General features: G+C 40.5%; 21 protein-coding genes. 16 read left to right on the plus strand and 5 right to left on the minus strand.

Going from position 1 to position 16,456, the window contains the following annotated elements:
- Positions 1-70: 70 nt before the first annotated feature.
- A complete protein-coding gene (locus ACLNCV_RS08385; protein ID WP_000443570.1) occupies positions 71-301 on the minus strand; it encodes a DUF1797 family protein in 231 nt (76 codons plus the stop codon).
- Between the two features lie 189 nt (positions 302-490).
- Between ACLNCV_RS08385 and ACLNCV_RS08390 the strand changes: the two genes are divergently transcribed.
- The 5 genes from ACLNCV_RS08390 (at position 491) to ACLNCV_RS08410 (ending at position 4,696) form a co-directional block, all read left to right on the plus strand.
- On the plus strand, positions 491-1,174 hold the full coding sequence (locus ACLNCV_RS08390) for an amino acid ABC transporter permease (protein ID WP_001011642.1): 684 nt from the start codon (positions 491-493) through the stop codon (positions 1,172-1,174).
- Complete coding sequence (locus ACLNCV_RS08395) at positions 1,174-1,908, plus strand: amino acid ABC transporter ATP-binding protein (protein WP_000140955.1); 735 nt, start codon at positions 1,174-1,176, stop codon at positions 1,906-1,908. The genes ACLNCV_RS08390 and ACLNCV_RS08395 overlap by 1 nt, the downstream gene beginning before the upstream one ends.
- Before the next feature lie 177 nt (positions 1,909-2,085).
- Positions 2,086-2,946: a bifunctional methylenetetrahydrofolate dehydrogenase/methenyltetrahydrofolate cyclohydrolase gene (locus ACLNCV_RS08400; protein ID WP_424845084.1), complete on the plus strand. Its 861-nt coding sequence runs from the start codon at positions 2,086-2,088 to the stop codon at positions 2,944-2,946.
- Positions 2,947-3,009: 63 nt separating this feature from the next.
- Positions 3,010-3,831 (plus strand): phosphate ABC transporter ATPase, encoded by an 822-nt coding sequence (locus ACLNCV_RS08405; RefSeq protein ID WP_261008807.1) that lies wholly within the window; start codon positions 3,010-3,012, stop codon positions 3,829-3,831.
- Positions 3,832-3,844: 13 nt separating this feature from the next.
- Positions 3,845-4,696, plus strand: coding sequence for an NAD(P)H-hydrate dehydratase (locus ACLNCV_RS08410; protein WP_424845085.1), 852 nt, complete (start codon positions 3,845-3,847; stop codon positions 4,694-4,696).
- 24 nt (positions 4,697-4,720) lie between these two features.
- Here the strand turns inward: ACLNCV_RS08410 and ACLNCV_RS08415 are convergent, their stop codons facing one another.
- Positions 4,721-4,906: a hypothetical protein gene (locus ACLNCV_RS08415; protein ID WP_001068558.1), complete on the minus strand. Its 186-nt coding sequence runs from the start codon at positions 4,904-4,906 to the stop codon at positions 4,721-4,723.
- Positions 4,907-5,136: 230 nt separating this feature from the next.
- Here ACLNCV_RS08415 and rpiA point away from each other — a divergent pair, with 230 nt between their 5' ends.
- The 6 genes from rpiA (at position 5,137) to deoD (ending at position 10,822) form a co-directional block, all read left to right on the plus strand.
- Positions 5,137-5,820 (plus strand): ribose-5-phosphate isomerase RpiA, encoded by a 684-nt coding sequence (gene rpiA / locus ACLNCV_RS08420; RefSeq protein ID WP_261239679.1) that lies wholly within the window; start codon positions 5,137-5,139, stop codon positions 5,818-5,820.
- Between the two features lie 23 nt (positions 5,821-5,843).
- A complete protein-coding gene (locus ACLNCV_RS08425) occupies positions 5,844-7,055 on the plus strand; it encodes a phosphopentomutase (protein WP_261239678.1) in 1,212 nt (403 codons plus the stop codon).
- Between the two features lies 1 nt (position 7,056).
- On the plus strand, positions 7,057-7,599 hold the full coding sequence (locus ACLNCV_RS08430; protein ID WP_261239677.1) for a DUF1697 domain-containing protein: 543 nt from the start codon (positions 7,057-7,059) through the stop codon (positions 7,597-7,599).
- A 15-nt stretch (positions 7,600-7,614) separates the two neighbouring features.
- Entirely contained in the window at positions 7,615-8,424 is an 810-nt protein-coding gene (locus ACLNCV_RS08435) for a purine-nucleoside phosphorylase (protein WP_084929861.1), read from the plus strand.
- A 2-nt stretch (positions 8,425-8,426) separates the two neighbouring features.
- A complete protein-coding gene (locus ACLNCV_RS08440) occupies positions 8,427-9,710 on the plus strand; it encodes a chloride channel protein (protein ID WP_424845086.1) in 1,284 nt (427 codons plus the stop codon).
- Positions 9,711-10,111: 401 nt separating this feature from the next.
- A complete protein-coding gene (gene deoD, locus ACLNCV_RS08445; protein WP_153198799.1) occupies positions 10,112-10,822 on the plus strand; it encodes a purine-nucleoside phosphorylase in 711 nt (236 codons plus the stop codon).
- A 25-nt stretch (positions 10,823-10,847) separates the two neighbouring features.
- Here the strand turns inward: deoD and ACLNCV_RS08450 are convergent, their stop codons facing one another.
- The 3 genes from ACLNCV_RS08450 to coaA all read right to left on the minus strand — a co-directional run bounded on the left by ACLNCV_RS08450 (position 10,848) and on the right by coaA (position 12,649).
- Entirely contained in the window at positions 10,848-11,372 is a 525-nt protein-coding gene (locus ACLNCV_RS08450; protein ID WP_153198800.1) for a DNA topology modulation protein, read from the minus strand.
- Positions 11,373-11,424: 52 nt separating this feature from the next.
- Positions 11,425-11,661 (minus strand): 30S ribosomal protein S20, encoded by a 237-nt coding sequence (gene rpsT, locus ACLNCV_RS08455; RefSeq protein ID WP_001274000.1) that lies wholly within the window; start codon positions 11,659-11,661, stop codon positions 11,425-11,427.
- Positions 11,662-11,728: 67 nt separating this feature from the next.
- A complete protein-coding gene (coaA, locus tag ACLNCV_RS08460) occupies positions 11,729-12,649 on the minus strand; it encodes a type I pantothenate kinase (protein ID WP_020902939.1) in 921 nt (306 codons plus the stop codon).
- A 200-nt stretch (positions 12,650-12,849) separates the two neighbouring features.
- On the opposite strand from coaA, the gene ACLNCV_RS08465 reads away from it, so the two are divergent.
- The 5 genes from ACLNCV_RS08465 to ACLNCV_RS08485 all read left to right on the plus strand — a co-directional run bounded on the left by ACLNCV_RS08465 (position 12,850) and on the right by ACLNCV_RS08485 (position 16,382).
- On the plus strand, positions 12,850-13,254 hold the full coding sequence (locus tag ACLNCV_RS08465) for a hypothetical protein (protein ID WP_424845087.1): 405 nt from the start codon (positions 12,850-12,852) through the stop codon (positions 13,252-13,254).
- Between the two features lie 205 nt (positions 13,255-13,459).
- Complete coding sequence (locus ACLNCV_RS08470; RefSeq protein ID WP_282184772.1) at positions 13,460-14,050, plus strand: class I SAM-dependent methyltransferase; 591 nt, start codon at positions 13,460-13,462, stop codon at positions 14,048-14,050.
- Positions 14,047-15,324 (plus strand): pyrimidine-nucleoside phosphorylase, encoded by a 1,278-nt coding sequence (locus ACLNCV_RS08475; protein ID WP_265480661.1) that lies wholly within the window; start codon positions 14,047-14,049, stop codon positions 15,322-15,324. Before ACLNCV_RS08470 ends, ACLNCV_RS08475 begins: the two co-directional genes overlap by 4 nt.
- Before the next feature lie 19 nt (positions 15,325-15,343).
- Positions 15,344-16,006 carry a deoxyribose-phosphate aldolase gene (deoC, locus tag ACLNCV_RS08480; RefSeq protein WP_424845088.1) on the plus strand — a complete coding sequence of 221 codons (663 nt, stop codon included), beginning with the start codon at positions 15,344-15,346 and terminating at the stop codon, positions 16,004-16,006.
- A complete protein-coding gene (locus ACLNCV_RS08485) occupies positions 15,993-16,382 on the plus strand; it encodes a cytidine deaminase (protein WP_000246088.1) in 390 nt (129 codons plus the stop codon). The genes deoC and ACLNCV_RS08485 overlap by 14 nt, the downstream gene beginning before the upstream one ends.
- Positions 16,383-16,456: the final 74 nt, after the last annotated feature.

Here is a 16,456-nt window from a genome sequence, read left to right on the forward strand (position 1 = left end):
AAAAATCCTATTTGTGAGACAAAAAGGATTTTGGTTAGACATGCAGGGTGTAATCCCAGCTTGTTTTGTATTAGTAAAGGAGTTCGTAAATCTCCATTGCAATCAAGTCAATGCTATCAAACGTATATGTTTCGCGAGCTTCGACATCACGAAGGGTAAAGATTGAGCCGTTTTCTTCGTCGTGGCTGTATGCAACTTCTGCAACAACAACTCCTTCGCGTTCAAAATTACGTTTTAAATTTCCGCCGTCTTTTGCCATTGCTTCAAGGCGGTTGATGATTCTAACCAAATGTGATTCCATTTTGATTCTCCTTCATTTCTTATCGTTACTATTTTACCATAAAGGAGGCCAACTTGCCTAGAAAAAACTAAGATTTCTCGCTAATTCTACCAGCTTAAAGTTTTTTGAATAAATTGGATAAAAGGTTTGAATTTTAATTCAATACATGTTATAATCATACAGTATTCTATTTTAGAAAGCAGTGTGACTATGAATTTTTCTTTTTTACCTAAGTATTTACCTTATTTTAACTATGGGGCTGTCGTGACGGTTCTCATTTCTATCTGTGTTGTCTTTTTGGGAACTATTTTGGGTGTTGTCTTGGCTTTTGGGCAACGTTCAAAGTTTAAACCGCTTGTCTGGCTCGCCAACTTGTACGTTTGGATTTTCCGTGGGACACCGATGATGGTTCAGATTATGATTGCCTTTGCCCTTATGCATATCAATGCTCCGACTATTCAGGTTGGGATTTTGGGTGTTGATCTTTCTCGCTTGATTCCAGGGATTTTGATTATCTCTATGAACAGTGGTGCTTATGTTTCTGAGACTGTTCGTGCCGGAATTAATGCGGTGCCTAAGGGGCAGTTAGAGGCGGCTTATTCGCTAGGGATTCGTCCTAAAAATGCCATGCGCTATGTGATTTTGCCACAAGCAATCAAAAATATCTTGCCAGCATTGGGGAACGAATTTATCACCATTATCAAGGATAGTTCCCTCTTATCAGCTATCGGTGTTATGGAGTTGTGGAATGGAGCTACAACAGTTTCTACAACAACCTATCTACCTTTAACACCACTTTTATTTGCAGCCTTTTATTACTTGATTATGACCTCTATTTTGACAGTAGCCTTGAAAGCTTTTGAAAAACGTATGGGACAAGGAGATAAAAAATAATGACAGAAACCTTGATAAAAATTGAAAATTTACATAAATCCTTTGGAAAGAATGAAGTATTGAAGGGCATCAACCTCGAGATTAAAAGAGGAGAAGTTGTCGTTATCATCGGTCCTTCAGGGAGCGGGAAATCTACCTTGCTTCGCTCTATGAATTTGTTGGAAGAAGCAACAAAAGGGAAGGTTATCTTTGAGGGAGTTGATATTACGGACAAGAAGAATGACCTGTTTGCTATGCGTGAGAAGATGGGCATGGTTTTCCAACAATTTAACCTCTTTCCTAATATGACTGTGATGGAAAATATCACCTTGTCACCTATCAAGACCAAAGGTGAGAGCAAGGCAGTGGCTGAGAAGAGAGCCCAAGAACTTTTGGAAAAAGTTGGTTTACCAGATAAGGCAACTGCTTATCCACAGAGTTTGTCAGGTGGCCAGCAACAGCGGATTGCTATTGCGCGTGGTTTAGCTATGGAACCTGATGTTTTGCTCTTTGACGAGCCAACTTCAGCCCTGGACCCTGAAATGGTAGGTGAGGTGTTGGCTGTTATGCAAGACTTAGCCAAGTCAGGAATGACCATGGTTATCGTAACACATGAAATGGGATTTGCTCGTGAGGTGGCAGACCGTGTCATCTTTATGGCAGATGGTGTGGTTGTTGAAGATGGAACACCTGAACAGATTTTTGAACAAACCCAAGAACAACGGACTAAAGACTTCTTGAGTAAGGTTTTATAAGTTAGTTTTGTGGAGCTATTTGTAGCTAACTTTACATATAAAGTATAGATTAATGAAAAGCTCGACTAGAGCTTTTTCTTATAGTTTGAAACTATAGGATAGCCTAGGAAAGAAGTGTTAGAGGGGATTAGCAGTTTTTGGTATAATGGAAGATATTTGAAAGAAAAGAGAAGTGATATGACACAGATTATTGATGGGAAGGCTCTAGCAGCTAAGTTACAAGGACAGCTGGCTGAAAAGACTGAAAGATTAAAGGAAGAAACGGGGCTAGTACCTGGTTTAGTAGTGATTTTGGTGGGAGATAATCCTGCCAGCCAAGTCTACGTTCGTAACAAGGAACGTTCTGCCCTTGCGGCAGGATTCCATAGTGAAGTTGTGCGAGTTCCAGAGACCATTACTCAAGAGGAATTGTTGGACCTAATTGCTAAATACAATCAAGATTCAGCTTGGCATGGGATTTTGGTCCAGTTACCTTTACCAAAACATATCGATGAAGAGGCAGTTTTGTTGGCCATTGATCCTGAGAAGGATGTAGATGGTTTTCATCCCTTAAATATGGGGCGTCTCTGGTCTGGTCATCCGGTCATGATTCCTTCGACACCTGCAGGAATTATGGAAATGTTTCATGAATATGGGATTGACTTGGAAGGTAAAAATGCGGTCGTCATCGGTCGTTCAAACATTGTTGGAAAACCCATGGCCCAGCTTCTTTTAGCCAAAAATGCAACAGTGACCTTGACCCACTCACGCACCCATAATCTTGCCAAGGTGGCTGCAAAAGCTGATATTCTTGTGGTAGCAATTGGTCGTGCTAAATTTGTGACTCCTGATTTTGTGAAACCAGGTGCGGTTGTCATTGATGTAGGGATGAACCGCGATGAAAATGGTAAGCTCTGTGGTGATGTTGATTATGAGGCAGTTGCCCCACTGGCTAGCCATATCACGCCAGTTCCTGGAGGTGTTGGTCCTATGACCATTACCATGCTGATGGAGCAAACCTATCAGGCAGCCCTTCGGACTTTGGAGAGAAAATTTTAAAAGTAAGTTTATAAAAGGAGGTATGCGCTTCCTTTTTGTTGTATAATGGAGTGAGGTGATTAGATGATTTTAAAAATTTATAATGGAGAATATAGTTTACAATGGGATAGAATATACTACTTAGCACTAATTGATTATCCAAATATTCAAGAGTGGGAATTAGAAAAAATTGCTAAATTTATAGCTTACGAAAAACTTCATAGACGTCAAACAAGTATTGAGTGTGCTGATTCTTGTTTAAAAAAAGAAATTTTAGATTACATCTGTCAGCATCCCTTTCTGCCACCATTTACCCCTACAGATAAAAGAGTAGCCTCGACTTATGATCTACATAAGAGGTTAGTGACTTCAGACTACTGTAGTCATACTACGACTATAGATGCAGCGATTTCTATCTTTAAAACAGGTCAGATTTTATCTGCTGTGAAAGCCTTTGGGCGAGATGCTGAGGAGTTGGTTTTGGATAGTAGAAATGCTGCATCGGATCCGATAGATTATTTTGACTATGTCATGTTAGGGTGGTCAAATACAAGTTCTGGTTATCGATTAGCGATGGAGCGTTTATTAGGTCGAGCTCCTTCAGAGAAAGAATTACAAGACAAGTTTATTCCTGGAGTAAGTTTTCATTTTATCTATACAGATTTGATTAAAGTTCCTGGTTATATTTTTGATGGTTACCATGCTGTAAAAATTAAGGACATGCTTAATTTATTAAGTGAGTTGTATATTTGCATTATTCCAACTCATAATAAGAGCCAATTTGAAAATATTATTCCAACCAAAATACAAGATAGGGTGTATTATCTTGACTATGCTGGAGAAGACTTAGAAGAGTGGACTAAGAAAGTCTATCAAGTTGTTTTAAAACAATCAGATAAAGGATAGTTGAGGAAAAACGATGAGAGTGATTGAGCAAGCATTATTAGAAAAAGTCATTATTGAACGTTCTCGCACCAGTCATAAAGGAGACTATGGTCGTTTGCTGTTGCTTGGTGGGACTTATCCTTATGGTGGTGCTATCATCATGGCTGCTTTGGCGGCTGTTAAAAGTGGAGCTGGTTTGGTGACCGTTGGAACGGACAGGGAAAATATCCCTGCTCTACACAGCCATTTGCCTGAGGCTATGGCCTTTTCTCTGCAAGACCAGCAATTGTTACAAGAGCAATTGGAGAAGGCAGAAGTTGTCTTGCTGGGACCTGGTTTACGAGACGATGCTTTTGGAGAAGATCTAGTAAAACAAGTCTTTGTTAATTTAAGCCAAAATCAGATTTTGATTGTAGATGGTGGTGCCCTGACCATTCTTGCTAGAACAAGTTTGTCATTTCAATCTAACCAGCTTATCCTAACTCCCCACCAAAAAGAATGGGAAAAGCTGTCTGGTATTGCTATTGAAAAGCAAAAGGAAGCTGCAACGGCTAGTGCCCTGACTTCCTTTCCTCAAGGAACAATTTTGGTGGAGAAAGGTCCAGCTACTCGTATTTGGCAAGTTGGCCAATCTGATTATTACCAGTTACAGGTTGGTGGTCCCTATCAGGCGACTGGGGGAATGGGAGATACACTGGCTGGAATGATTGCAGGATTTGCAGGCCAATTTCGACAGGCCAGTCTCTACGAACGTGTGGCAGTAGCGACTCATCTTCATTCAACAATAGCCCAAGAACTATCTCAAGAACATTATGTGGTATTGCCGACGGAAATTAGCAGTCATCTTCCCAAAATAATGAAAAAAATATTTCAAAAAGGCACCTGATCGTTTCAGGCGCCTTTATATCTTTTAGAAAAATCCTTTAATCTTTCCAACGAGGCCATCTAGACCTTCAGAACCAGAAATCAACTGTTGAGCTTGAGAGAAGTATTCTCCAAGCTGTTCTTGATTTTCTGCAACAAATGTTTTTGCAGCTTCGAAATCTTTTGTTTCGATTAACTCTTTTACTTGATTAAACAAATCTAATGGGTTCATCCTATTTCTCCTTTTCTGTACTTAACTATTTAACCATCTTTATGATAAAAAATCAACTGTTGCTGCTTTTGGCTAGGACCTGTTTTATCTACAAGTTCTCATATCTAAGATTCTAACTACCAAAACAAGGTGGACATAAAAATAAAAATGTTCGGGTTTTTCTAGTGTATCCATGAAATAAAAACGGATACATGTTATAATAAAAGTAGCTCTTTAATGGAGGTGTTTGAGTGGAAAATCTGAAGAAAATGGCAGGCATCAAGGCTGCTGAGTTTGTCAATGATGGGATGGTTGTCGGACTGGGAACGGGTTCTACTGCCTATTATTTTGTCGAAGAAATCGGTCGTCGTATCAAGGAAGAAGGGTTGCAGATTACAGCTGTAACGACTTCTAGTGTGACTAGTAAACAGGCTGAAGGGCTTAATATCCCGCTCAAGTCTATTGACCAAGTAGACTTTGTCGATGTGACAGTCGACGGGGCGGATGAAGTGGATAGTCATTTTAATGGAATCAAAGGTGGTGGTGGTGCCCTTCTGATGGAGAAGGTTGTGGCAACGCCCTCAAAAGAATATATTTGGGTGGTGGATGAAAGCAAGCTGGTAGACAAACTAGGTGCTTTTAAATTGCCTGTGGAAGTGGTTCAGTATGGCGCAGAACAGGTCTTTCGTCGTTTTGAGCGAGCTGGCTACAAACCAAGTTTCCGTGAAAAAGACGGCCAACGTTTTGTGACCGATATGCAGAACTTTATCATTGACCTTGCCTTGGATGTCATTGAAGATCCAATTGCCTTCGGGCAAGAATTGGACCATGTCGTTGGCGTCGTGGAGCATGGCTTATTCAACCAAATGGTGGATAAGGTCATCGTTGCTGGACGAGATGGAGTTCAGATTTTAACTTCAACAAAAGCAAACTAATCAAAGTAATAAGGAGACATACTATGCCAAAATTTAATCGTATTCACTTGGTGGTACTAGATTCTGTAGGAATCGGTGCTGCACCAGATGCTAATAACTTTGTCAATGCAGGGGTTCCAGATGGAGCTTCTGACACACTGGGACACATTTCAAAAACAGTTGGTTTGAATGTCCCAAACATGGCTAAAATCGGTCTAGGAAATATTCCTCGAGAAACTCCTCTTAAGACTGTTCCAGCTGAAAGCAATCCAACAGGATATGCAACAAAATTGGAAGAAGTATCTCTTGGTAAGGATACCATGACTGGACACTGGGAAATCATGGGCCTTAACATTACAGAACCTTTCGATACTTTCTGGAATGGATTCCCAGAAGAAATCTTGACGAAAATTGAAGAATTTTCAGGACGTAAGGTCATTCGTGAAGCCAACAAACCTTACTCAGGTACAGCTGTTATCGATGATTTTGGACCACGTCAAATGGAAACTGGAGAGTTGATTATCTATACTTCAGCTGATCCTGTTTTGCAAATTGCTGCCCACGAAGATATTATTCCTTTGGACGAATTGTACCGTATCTGTGAATACGCTCGTTCAATTACACTTGAGCGTCCTGCCCTTCTAGGTCGTATCATTGCCCGTCCTTATGTTGGTGAGCCTGGAAACTTCACTCGTACAGCAAACCGTCGTGACTTAGCCGTTTCTCCATTTGCACCGACTGTTTTGGATAAATTGAATGAAGCTGGTATCGATACTTACGCTGTTGGTAAAATCAATGATATATTTAACGGTGCTGGTATCAACCACGACATGGGCCATAACAAGTCAAATAGCCATGGAATTGATACACTATTGAAGACTATGGGCCTTGCTGAGTTTGAAAAAGGATTCTCATTCACAAACTTAGTTGACTTTGATGCCCTTTACGGCCACCGTCGCAATGCTCATGGTTACCGTGATTGTTTGCATGAGTTTGATGAACGCTTGCCTGAAATTATCGCAGCCATGAGAGAGAATGACCTTCTCTTGATTACTGCGGATCACGGGAACGATCCAACTTACGCAGGAACAGACCACACTCGTGAATATATTCCATTATTGGCCTATAGCCCTGCCTTTAAAGGGAACGGTTTGCTACCAGTCGGACATTTTGCAGATATCTCAGCGACAGTTGCGGATAACTTTGGTGTTCAAACTGCCATGATTGGTGAAAGTTTCTTAGATAAATTGGTGTAAGATGACTCGCTATGCTTTGCTAGTGAGAGGCATCAATGTTGGTGGTAAGAATAAGGTCGTTATGGCGGAGATTCGTCAAGAATTGACAGACTTCGGACTGGAAAAGGTTGAGACCTACATCAACAGTGGCAATGTTTTCTTTACTTCGACAGACTCAAAATCCCAATTGATTGAAAAGTTAGAGGCTTTCTTTGAAGTCCGTTATCCATTTATTCAAAGTTTTTCTTTACTGAGTCAAGAAGACTATGAAGTAGAAGTGGAGAATCTACCAGCTTGGTGGAACGAAGACTTGACACGAAAAGACGTTCTCTTTTATACAGAGGGTTTAGATGTGGATCAAGTCATTGAGAAAGTAGACAGTTTAAAACTGGAAGATGAGGTGCTTCATTTTGGAAAACTTGGGATTTTCTGGGGAAAATTCTCTGAAGAATCCTACTCTAAGACTGCCTATCATAGGTACTTACTCAAGATGCCTTTCTACCGCTACATTACTATTCGTAATGCTAAAACCTTTGACAAAATTGGTCAAATGCTAAAAAAATAATAAAGGAGACACACAATGACATTTTTAGACAAAATCAATGAAACAGCTGCTTTCCTGAAAGACAAGGGAATCCAAGCGCCTGAGTTCGGTCTAATCCTTGGGTCAGGACTGGGAGAATTGGCAGAAGAAATCGAAAATCCAGTTGTAGTAGACTATGCTGAGATTCCAAACTGGGGCCGTTCAACAGTAGTCGGTCACGCTGGTAAATTAGTATATGGGGAACTGGCAGGTCGCAAGGTCTTAGCTCTTCAAGGGCGTTTCCATTTCTACGAAGGAAATCCTCTGGAAGTGGTGACATTCCCAGTTCGTGTCATGAAAGTTCTCGGATGTGAAGGTGTCATTGTAACCAATGCAGCTGGCGGTATTGGATTTGGTCCTGGTACCTTGATGGCTATCTCAGACCATATCAATATGACGGGGCAAAATCCATTGATGGGTGAAAACTTGGATGATTTTGGTCCTCGTTTCCCAGATATGTCTAAGGCCTACACACCAGAATACCGTGCTACTGCCCATGAAGTGGCTAAGAAACTTGGTATCAAGCTTGACGAAGGTGTTTATATCGGTGTTACTGGTCCGACTTATGAAACACCAGCAGAAATCCGTGCTTATAAGACACTGGGAGCAGATGCAGTTGGTATGTCCACTGTTCCTGAAGTTATTGTGGCAGCCCACTCAGGCTTGAAAGTTCTAGGAATTTCATGTATTACTAACTTTGCAGCTGGATTCCAAGAAGAACTCAACCACGAAGAAGTTGTAGAAGTGACTGAACGTGTTAAAGGCGACTTCAAAGGCTTGCTTAAAGCGATTCTTGCTGAATTGTAATCATGTTAATAGAATTGAGGAGTATTTTTCGAAAAATCCCTTATAATTTTAGATTACTCATAGCAGTAATTCTGCAAGGAATAGTTTCGGGTTTATCTGGTATATTTCTCCATTATCTTTTAGAGATGGTGGAGGAGCTAGCTTTTGGTCGGTCAGAGCATCATAGTGGATTTTTGACAGATGGAGTTTCCTCCTCAAGAATAGGACTAAGTTTAATAATCGTGGGTCTTGGCTCATCCTTTGTCTGGTATTTCTTGCAAAAAGGGTCGAAGATTTATTCCATCAAAACTCAGATGAAGGATGAGACTTCACAATACAAGCTTCATTTTTTAAGACAGCTATTTCATTCAATTTGGCAGATCATTTCAGTTGGAGGGGGAGCCCCTATTGGCAAAGAAGCTGCACCACGAGAAATTGGAACTCTATTTGCAGGACAAATTGGAAAAGTATGTTTTCTCTCTAAGAAGGATCAAATCTTTCTCCTTTCTTGTGGTGCTGGTGCTGGTTTAGCGGCTGTCTATCAGGTTCCATTAACAAGTGTCTTCTTTGTTTTTGAAACCCTAGGAATTGCTCTATCTATTAAACGATTTGTCTTAGTCGGTTTGACTACCTATGTTTCAACCTATATAGCAGGCTTGGTTATTTCAGATCAGGCTCTCTACCAGATTCCAGCCATCTCATGGTCATTAAAGGAAATATGGATTATTCCCTTATTACTTTTTTTCTTAACCCCACTAGCTTGGCTTTTTGGTCGCTTAAGTAAAGAAGTGTCTTCAAACAGGATAAAAGATAAACGAATACTTCTCACATTGCCTATAGCTTTTCTTTTTCTTGCTGGGTTGGCAAGTTATTTTCCACATCTACTTGGAAATGGACGTATGATGGCTCAGGAAGTATTGAATGGTAGCAATGGCAAAACAGTATTCCTCTTGTTTATCCTAAAAGCACTGGTCGTTCTTATTATTCTGTGGGCAGGGGCCTATGGTGGTACACTTACGCCATCTTTTGCCTTGGGGATGGCTGGAGCTGCTCTCTTTGGAATGATTCTAGGTGGGGATAGCCATCCAACCGTTTTACTTTTTGGGTCGGTTTGCTTTTTGTCTGTGACTTTGAGGGCTCCCTGGTCTGCAACTGGATTAGTAATAGGCTTCACTGGTATCGGTTTAGATTCTCTTCCATATCTCTTAGTAACAGCTTTCCTAGCTTATGGTTTTGCAAAAGTGTTAGATAGCTTTCCTTGGGCTAGCATACTGTGTCAGAAGTCAAAGAATAAAGTAATAAGATAGAGAACGACCGTTTCTTCTAATCAAAGATTTATCTTAAAAGATTAAAAACTATTGTCAGTTTATCAATAACTGTTTTAAATAAAAATGTAGTAGGCTTATCGGAGTCATGATTGAATCCGATTTTTCCTAGCTATGAAATATAAAAATAAAAAAAGAAAGGTAGAGCGAGATGTTCTGATTTGAACACGAGCGGAAAACTTTTCTAAAAACTCAGAAGAGAAGGGAGTTCGGATTTGAATAAAAGCCGGTCTAATCTTCTCAATATCATCAAAATTAAGAAAGAAAGGAATTGAACCCACCCTAAAAGCAGTGGGAAAAAGATAGTTGGTCTAGCGAGCATCGCTCACTGCACCCAACTCCTATTTTCCCTTTGCTTTTTGACGGGTTTGGTATCTTATATTATGTCTATCCATATTGCTGCTCAGCAGGGTGAAATTGCTGATAAAATTCTTCTTCCTGGGGATCCTCTTCGTGCGAAATTTATTGCGGAGAATTTCCTTGAAGATGCTGTTTGTTTTAACGAAGTGCGTAACATGTTTGGTTACACTGGTACTTACAAGGGCCACCGTGTATCTGTTATGGGAACTGGGATGGGGATGCCATCTATTTCGATTTATGCGCGTGAGTTGATTGTTGACTACGGTGTGAAGAAATTGATCCGTGTGGGAACAGCAGGTTCATTGAATGAAGATGTTCACGTCCGTGAATTGGTTTTGGCGCAAGCAGCTGCAACCAACTCTAACATCATCCGCAATGACTGGCCACAGTACGATTTCCCACAAATCGCTAGCTTTGATTTGCTGGACAAGGCCTACCATATCGCTAAAGAACTTGGTATGACAACCCACGTTGGGAACGTTTTGTCTTCTGATGTCTTTTACTCAAACTACTTTGAAAAGAATATCGAGATTGGTAAATGGGGAGTCAAGGCTGTGGAAATGGAAGCAGCAGCTCTCTACTATTTGGCTGCCCAACATCATGTTGATGCCCTTGCTATCATGACTATTTCTGATAGTTTGGTCAATCCAGATGAAGACACGACTGCAGAAGAACGTCAAAATACCTTCACTGATATGATGAAGGTCGGTTTGGAAACCTTGATTGCAGAATAATTATAGCCAAAAAGGAAGCCCTTCTTTATGAATTGGAGGACTTCCTTTTCTTATCCAGAAATTGATCTAGTTCTTTCTGATTTCGAAGAATAGTGACTTTATGTGAGTATTCTTGGCAAAGTTTTTGGTAATTTTCTTTTTGAGCTTTAGCCCGCCCCTCCCAAAGAATCCATCTGATAAACTCCCAATTAAATTGTTCTTGACAACCAGCTGCCATACTTTCTCTGACCTTGCCTCGGTATGTGAGGTATCGTTTAAAGGCTCGTAGCAGACAATTCCAGCGAGAAAAATTGAGAAAGATGATTTGGTCAGCATCCTGCATTCTTTCCTCATAGAAACACCAAGAATAATTCCCATCAATGACCCAAGCTTCATGCTTTGTGAGAAAATTTTCCATCTCGGTCAACATCCATTCACGATCACTGTCTTGCCAACCGGGTTGAAATTGGAGTGTGTCCATGTGAAGTTTTGGGATGGAGTAGCAGTGAGACAGCTTTTCAGCTAGAGTTGACTTACCAGCACCAGAATATCCGATAATTGCGATTTTCATTTTCTACCTTTTCCTATTTGGGGACAAAAAAACAGCCTCTATGGACTGTTTCTTATTTAGCAAGTTTAGCTGAAAGACGAGCTTTATCGCGGCTTGCTTTGTTTTTGTGAATCAAACCCTTAGTTTCTGCTTTATCGATAGCTGAGCTAGCAGCACGGAAAAGTTCTTCAGATGGGTTTGCTTCGAAAGCTTTGATAGCAGTACGCATAGCTGATTTTTGAGCTGAGTTCTTTTCGTTTTGTTTAACGTTCAATTCAGCGCGTTTGATAGCTGATTTAATGTTTGCCAATGTTCTTACCTCCATATTTACTAACTATACCATTATATCTGAAAACTTACGTTTTGACAAGGGAAAATTATTTTTTTAAGTAAATTTCATCGATTTCATGGTTCTTTGTTTTATGAAGAATCACTTCTGCACGATTTCTAGTTGGTTCAATATAATTTTGTAAATTTGTGAGATTGATACTGGTCCAGACCTGATGGGCAAAGGATTCCACTTCCCCAATCGGCATTTGTGTAAAACGATAATAGTAGCTATCAGGGTCGTTTTGGGCTAGGCTCAGCATTTTCAAGAAACGGTCTAGATACCAACTCTCGATGTCATCGACTGCAGCATCAACATAGATGGAAAAGTCAAAGAAGTCAGTAATGTAGAGACGCTCATTTTGTGGATTTTGAAAGACATTTATTCCCTCAACAATGACAAAATCAGCAGCTTTGACGCTCTGCTTTTCCTCAGGTACGATGTCGTAGACTTCATGAGAATAGACAGGAATATCTACATCTTGTCCATTTTTGATGTGATCCAGGAAGTTGAGAAGAGCTTCCATATCATAGCTTTCAGGAAATCCCTTACGATTTAGAATCCCTTGCTCAATCAAGGTCTGGTTGGGATAGAGAAAGCCATCGGTTGTTACCAACTCAACCCTAGCATCTGTAAGTGTACGGGACAGTAGGATTTGAAGTAGGCGACTGGTTGTGGATTTTCCAACGGCAACACTCCCAGAAACCCCAATGATAAAAGGCTGGGACTTGCTTTCACGTTGAAGGAAAATCCCTTTTGAAAAGGCCAAATCATCCTTGGTACGCTTGTAAATCTGGATGAGATGGGCTAGGGGGAGATAGACATCGGTAACATCCTGCAAGCTAATCTGGTCATTAAAACTCTTGATGGATTCTAATTCCTCTTCTGTCAAAGGAGGTGTTGTCTTTCGATGTAACGATTGCCAAGTCTGGCGGCTGATTTTTTCAAAATGTAAAAATTCGTTGGTCATTTGTTTTCCCCTAGATATTTTGTTTATCATACCATAAAAAGCTAAAAAAATAAAGCGGTTTCTTGATGATAGTAAGCCAATATCGTATAATAGAGGTAGATAGAGGTTGACCAATTTATTGATGAAGTAGGAGCTGGTTTATCCTGACTTATAAGCTAATAAGGGAGGCTTTGAGGGTTACAACTTATAGGAGGTGTACTATGAAAATCTTAAAACGTTACATACTGGAACTTTGTTTTATTTTAAGTTTTGCACTACCTTTTATAAAAGGGGCGAATGCGGATAATGGTAGACGCTTTGTGGAAATCTATTACGGTTTTACTTTTTTGATGGAACATGCTATTGTAACAGTTGTCTTTATCTGTTCGCTCTTGATTGCTTGGCTACTAAAAAAACGGTGGACGAAATGGCTTGCTGCTGGTAGTTATGTCTTTTTAGTTCTATGGATTGCTACAGAGGGTTATTTCTTCCGCATGTCGCTAGAAGATTTGGTACGACTTTGGACAAGTTGGGAAATCCTGACAAAAACGTATCAGTTGGGCTTTTATCTAAACATCCTGTTGGGAATTTTGTTGATAATTAAGTATCTGAAGGTTAAGCAATAGTAATAAGAATGCGCCTAATTATAGATGATAAACATTTTGTTATATCCTAATTATGATATCTCTAGTTCTAAATGGCTTATTATTTATAAGTGTTTAAAGAGATTGAAGAAAATGTTTTACTTACTAGCTTTCTTCAGTCTTTTTCGTTTTATGATCAATTTGTAAACGATTTACAATTTAAGTCAAATTATGGTAAAATAGTTTCATGAGTAAAATGTATTATGCAGAAAATCCTGACGCTGCTCACGACATTCATGAGTTGAGAGTGGACTTGTTGGGAGAAAAAATGACCTTTTTGACAGATGCGGGTGTTTTTAGCAAGAAAATGATTGACTTTGGCAGTCAACTTTTGCTCAAGTGTCTTGAGGTCAACCAAGGAGAGACTGTCCTTGATGTAGGCTGTGGTTATGGGCCTCTGGGCTTGTCCTTGGCTAAGGCTTATGGAGTTCAGGCGACCATGGTCGATATCAATAATCGTGCCTTGGATTTGGCGCGACAAAATGCTGAACGAAATAAAGTAGAAGCGACGATTTTCCAGTCCAACATCTATGAACAAGTTGAAGGGGAATTTGACCATGTCATTTCCAATCCTCCTATCCGTGCGGGCAAGCAAGTGGTTCATGAAATCATTGAGAAAAGTAAAGATTTCTTGGAAACTGGTGGAGATTTAACAATCGTTATCCAGAAAAAACAAGGGGCCCCAAGTGCTAAATCCAAGATGGAAGAGGTGTTTGGCAATTGCGAAATCTTAAAAAAAGATAAGGGATACTATATCCTTAGAAGTGTGAAAGAATGAGAGCAGTTGATTTAATCCAAAAGAAACGAGATGGTCAAGAACTGACTTCGAGTGAAATTGAGTGGCTGGTTGAAGGCTATGTGTCAGGAACTATCCCTGATTATCAGATGTCTGCTTTTGCTATGGCTGTCTATTTCAAAGGAATGACGACTCGAGAAATCTCTGACCTAACTATGAAGATGGTCAAGACAGGGCAAGAGTTTGATTTATCAGCTATTGATGGGGTTAAGGTTGACAAGCATTCTACGGGTGGTGTTGGTGATAAGGTAACCTTGATTTTGGCTCCTCTTGTTGCTAGCTTTGGTGTGCCTGTAGCCAAAATGAGTGGTCGTGGTCTCGGCCATACTGGTGGGACAATTGATAAATTGGAGTCCATTAAGGGCTATCAAGTAGAGCGTAGTCAAGAAGATTTTATTCGTCAGGTTCAGGATATTGGTGTATCTGTCATTGGGCAATCAGACCAGCTGGTCAAAGCAGATAAGCTTCTCTATGCCCTTCGTGATGTGACCGCAACTGTCGACACGATTCCTTTGATTGCGAGTTCGGTGATGAGCAAGAAAATCGCGGCAGGAGCGGATGCTATTTTGCTTGACGTAACTGTCGGAGAGGGTGCTTTCATGAAGACGGTTGATGAGGCACGCGAATTGGCTCAAACCATGGTGGATCTTGGTAAGGCTGTTGGTCGGAAGACGGTAGCAGTCATTACGGATATGAGTCAGCCCTTGGGACGAGCGATTGGAAATCGCCTTGAAATCCTTGAGGCATTGGAGATTTTACAAGGTCAAGGCCGTCAGGATATTACCCACTTCATCTGTGAATTGGCTCAAATTATGCTTGGTCTGGCAAATGTAAATAAAACAGTTGAAGAAGTTCGCCAACATCTTGAAAATGATCAAGCGCTAGCTAAGTTTGAGGAGATGGTCCAAGCCCAAGGTGGAGACTTGGAAGACCTCTATCGTCCTGTAAATGTAGCCCATGTGGTGGAAATCCCTGCCCAGGAAACGGGTATTATCTCAGCTCTTCCAGCCATGGAATTTGGTCTTTATGCCATGAGACTGGGTGCTGGTCGTGCAGTTAAGTCTGATGCCTTGGACTATGAAACAGGAATTGTTTTTGAAAAGAAAGTTGGAGATTCCGTTCAACAGGGAGAAATTGTTGCAAAAGTATACACAAATGGGAAAATTTCTCCTCAGCTAGTTACAGATTTTCAAAAATATGTTAAAATAAATGATAGGGTGCAAAGTTTACGAGAAATTATAGAAATTATCTCATAAACCGCAGGAGAATCCGAATATGAAATTAAATAAATATATCGATCATACGCTTTTAAAACAAGATGCAACAGAAAATCAAATTGATTGTTTGTTGTCTGAAGCTAGAGAGTATGATTTTGCCAGTGTTTGCGTTAATCCGACCTGGGTCGAACATGCTAAAAAAGGGCTTGAAGGCACCGATGTCAAGGTCTGCACAGTAGTAGGTTTCCCTTTGGGAGCAACAACTTCAGCTGTGAAAGCTTTTGAAACCAAAGAAGCTATTCAAAATGGTGCAGACGAGATTGATATGGTGATCAATGTTGGAGCTCTCAAAACAGGTAATCTTGATTTGGTTGAGTCAGATATTCGCGCAGTCGCGGAAGCAAGTGGTGACAAGTTAGTGAAAGTCATTATTGAAGCTTGCCTTCTGACCGACCAAGAAAAAGTTGTGGCTTGCCAATTAGCTCAAAAAGCAGGAGCTGACTTTGTCAAAACATCTACTGGCTTTTCAACTGGTGGTGCTACGGTAGCAGATGTTACATTAATGCGTGAAACAGTTGGTCCTGATATGGGTGTCAAGGCTGCTGGTGGAGCTCGTTCTTATGCAGATGCTCTTGCATTTGTGGAAGCAGGGGCGACCCGTATCGGAACTTCAGCTGGGGTAGCCATTTTAAAAGGAGAATTGGCAGATGGCGACTACTGAGTTGATTGAACTGGCAATTGAAACCAGCAAACATGCCTATGTCCCCTATTCTCACTTTCCTATCGGAGCAGTTTTAGTGGCAAAAGACGGAAGTGTTTACACAGGAGTGAATATCGAAAATGCTAGCTATCCTTTGACCAATTGCGGTGAGAGAACAGCCATTTTTAAGGCTATATCTGAAGGACAAAGAGAGTTTTCAGAATTGATTGTCTATGGACAGACTGAAAAACCGATTTCACCATGTGGTGCTTGTCGCCAAGTAATGGTCGAATTTTTTGAACAAGATCTAAAAGTGACCTTAGTCGCAAAAGATAAATCGACGGTCGAGATGACGGTCGGGGAATTACTTCCATACTCTTTTACAGACTTAAACTAGTCTGAGTCGCTCTCTGAGTGACACGGTCCTTGTGGCCAACCAATCCATACTTGCAACATCGTTGCACATCTTAT

The sequence above is a fragment of the Streptococcus sp. CL5.50 genome, assembly GCF_049738015.1.
GTDB lineage: Bacteria > Bacillota > Bacilli > Lactobacillales > Streptococcaceae > Streptococcus > Streptococcus mitis_CA.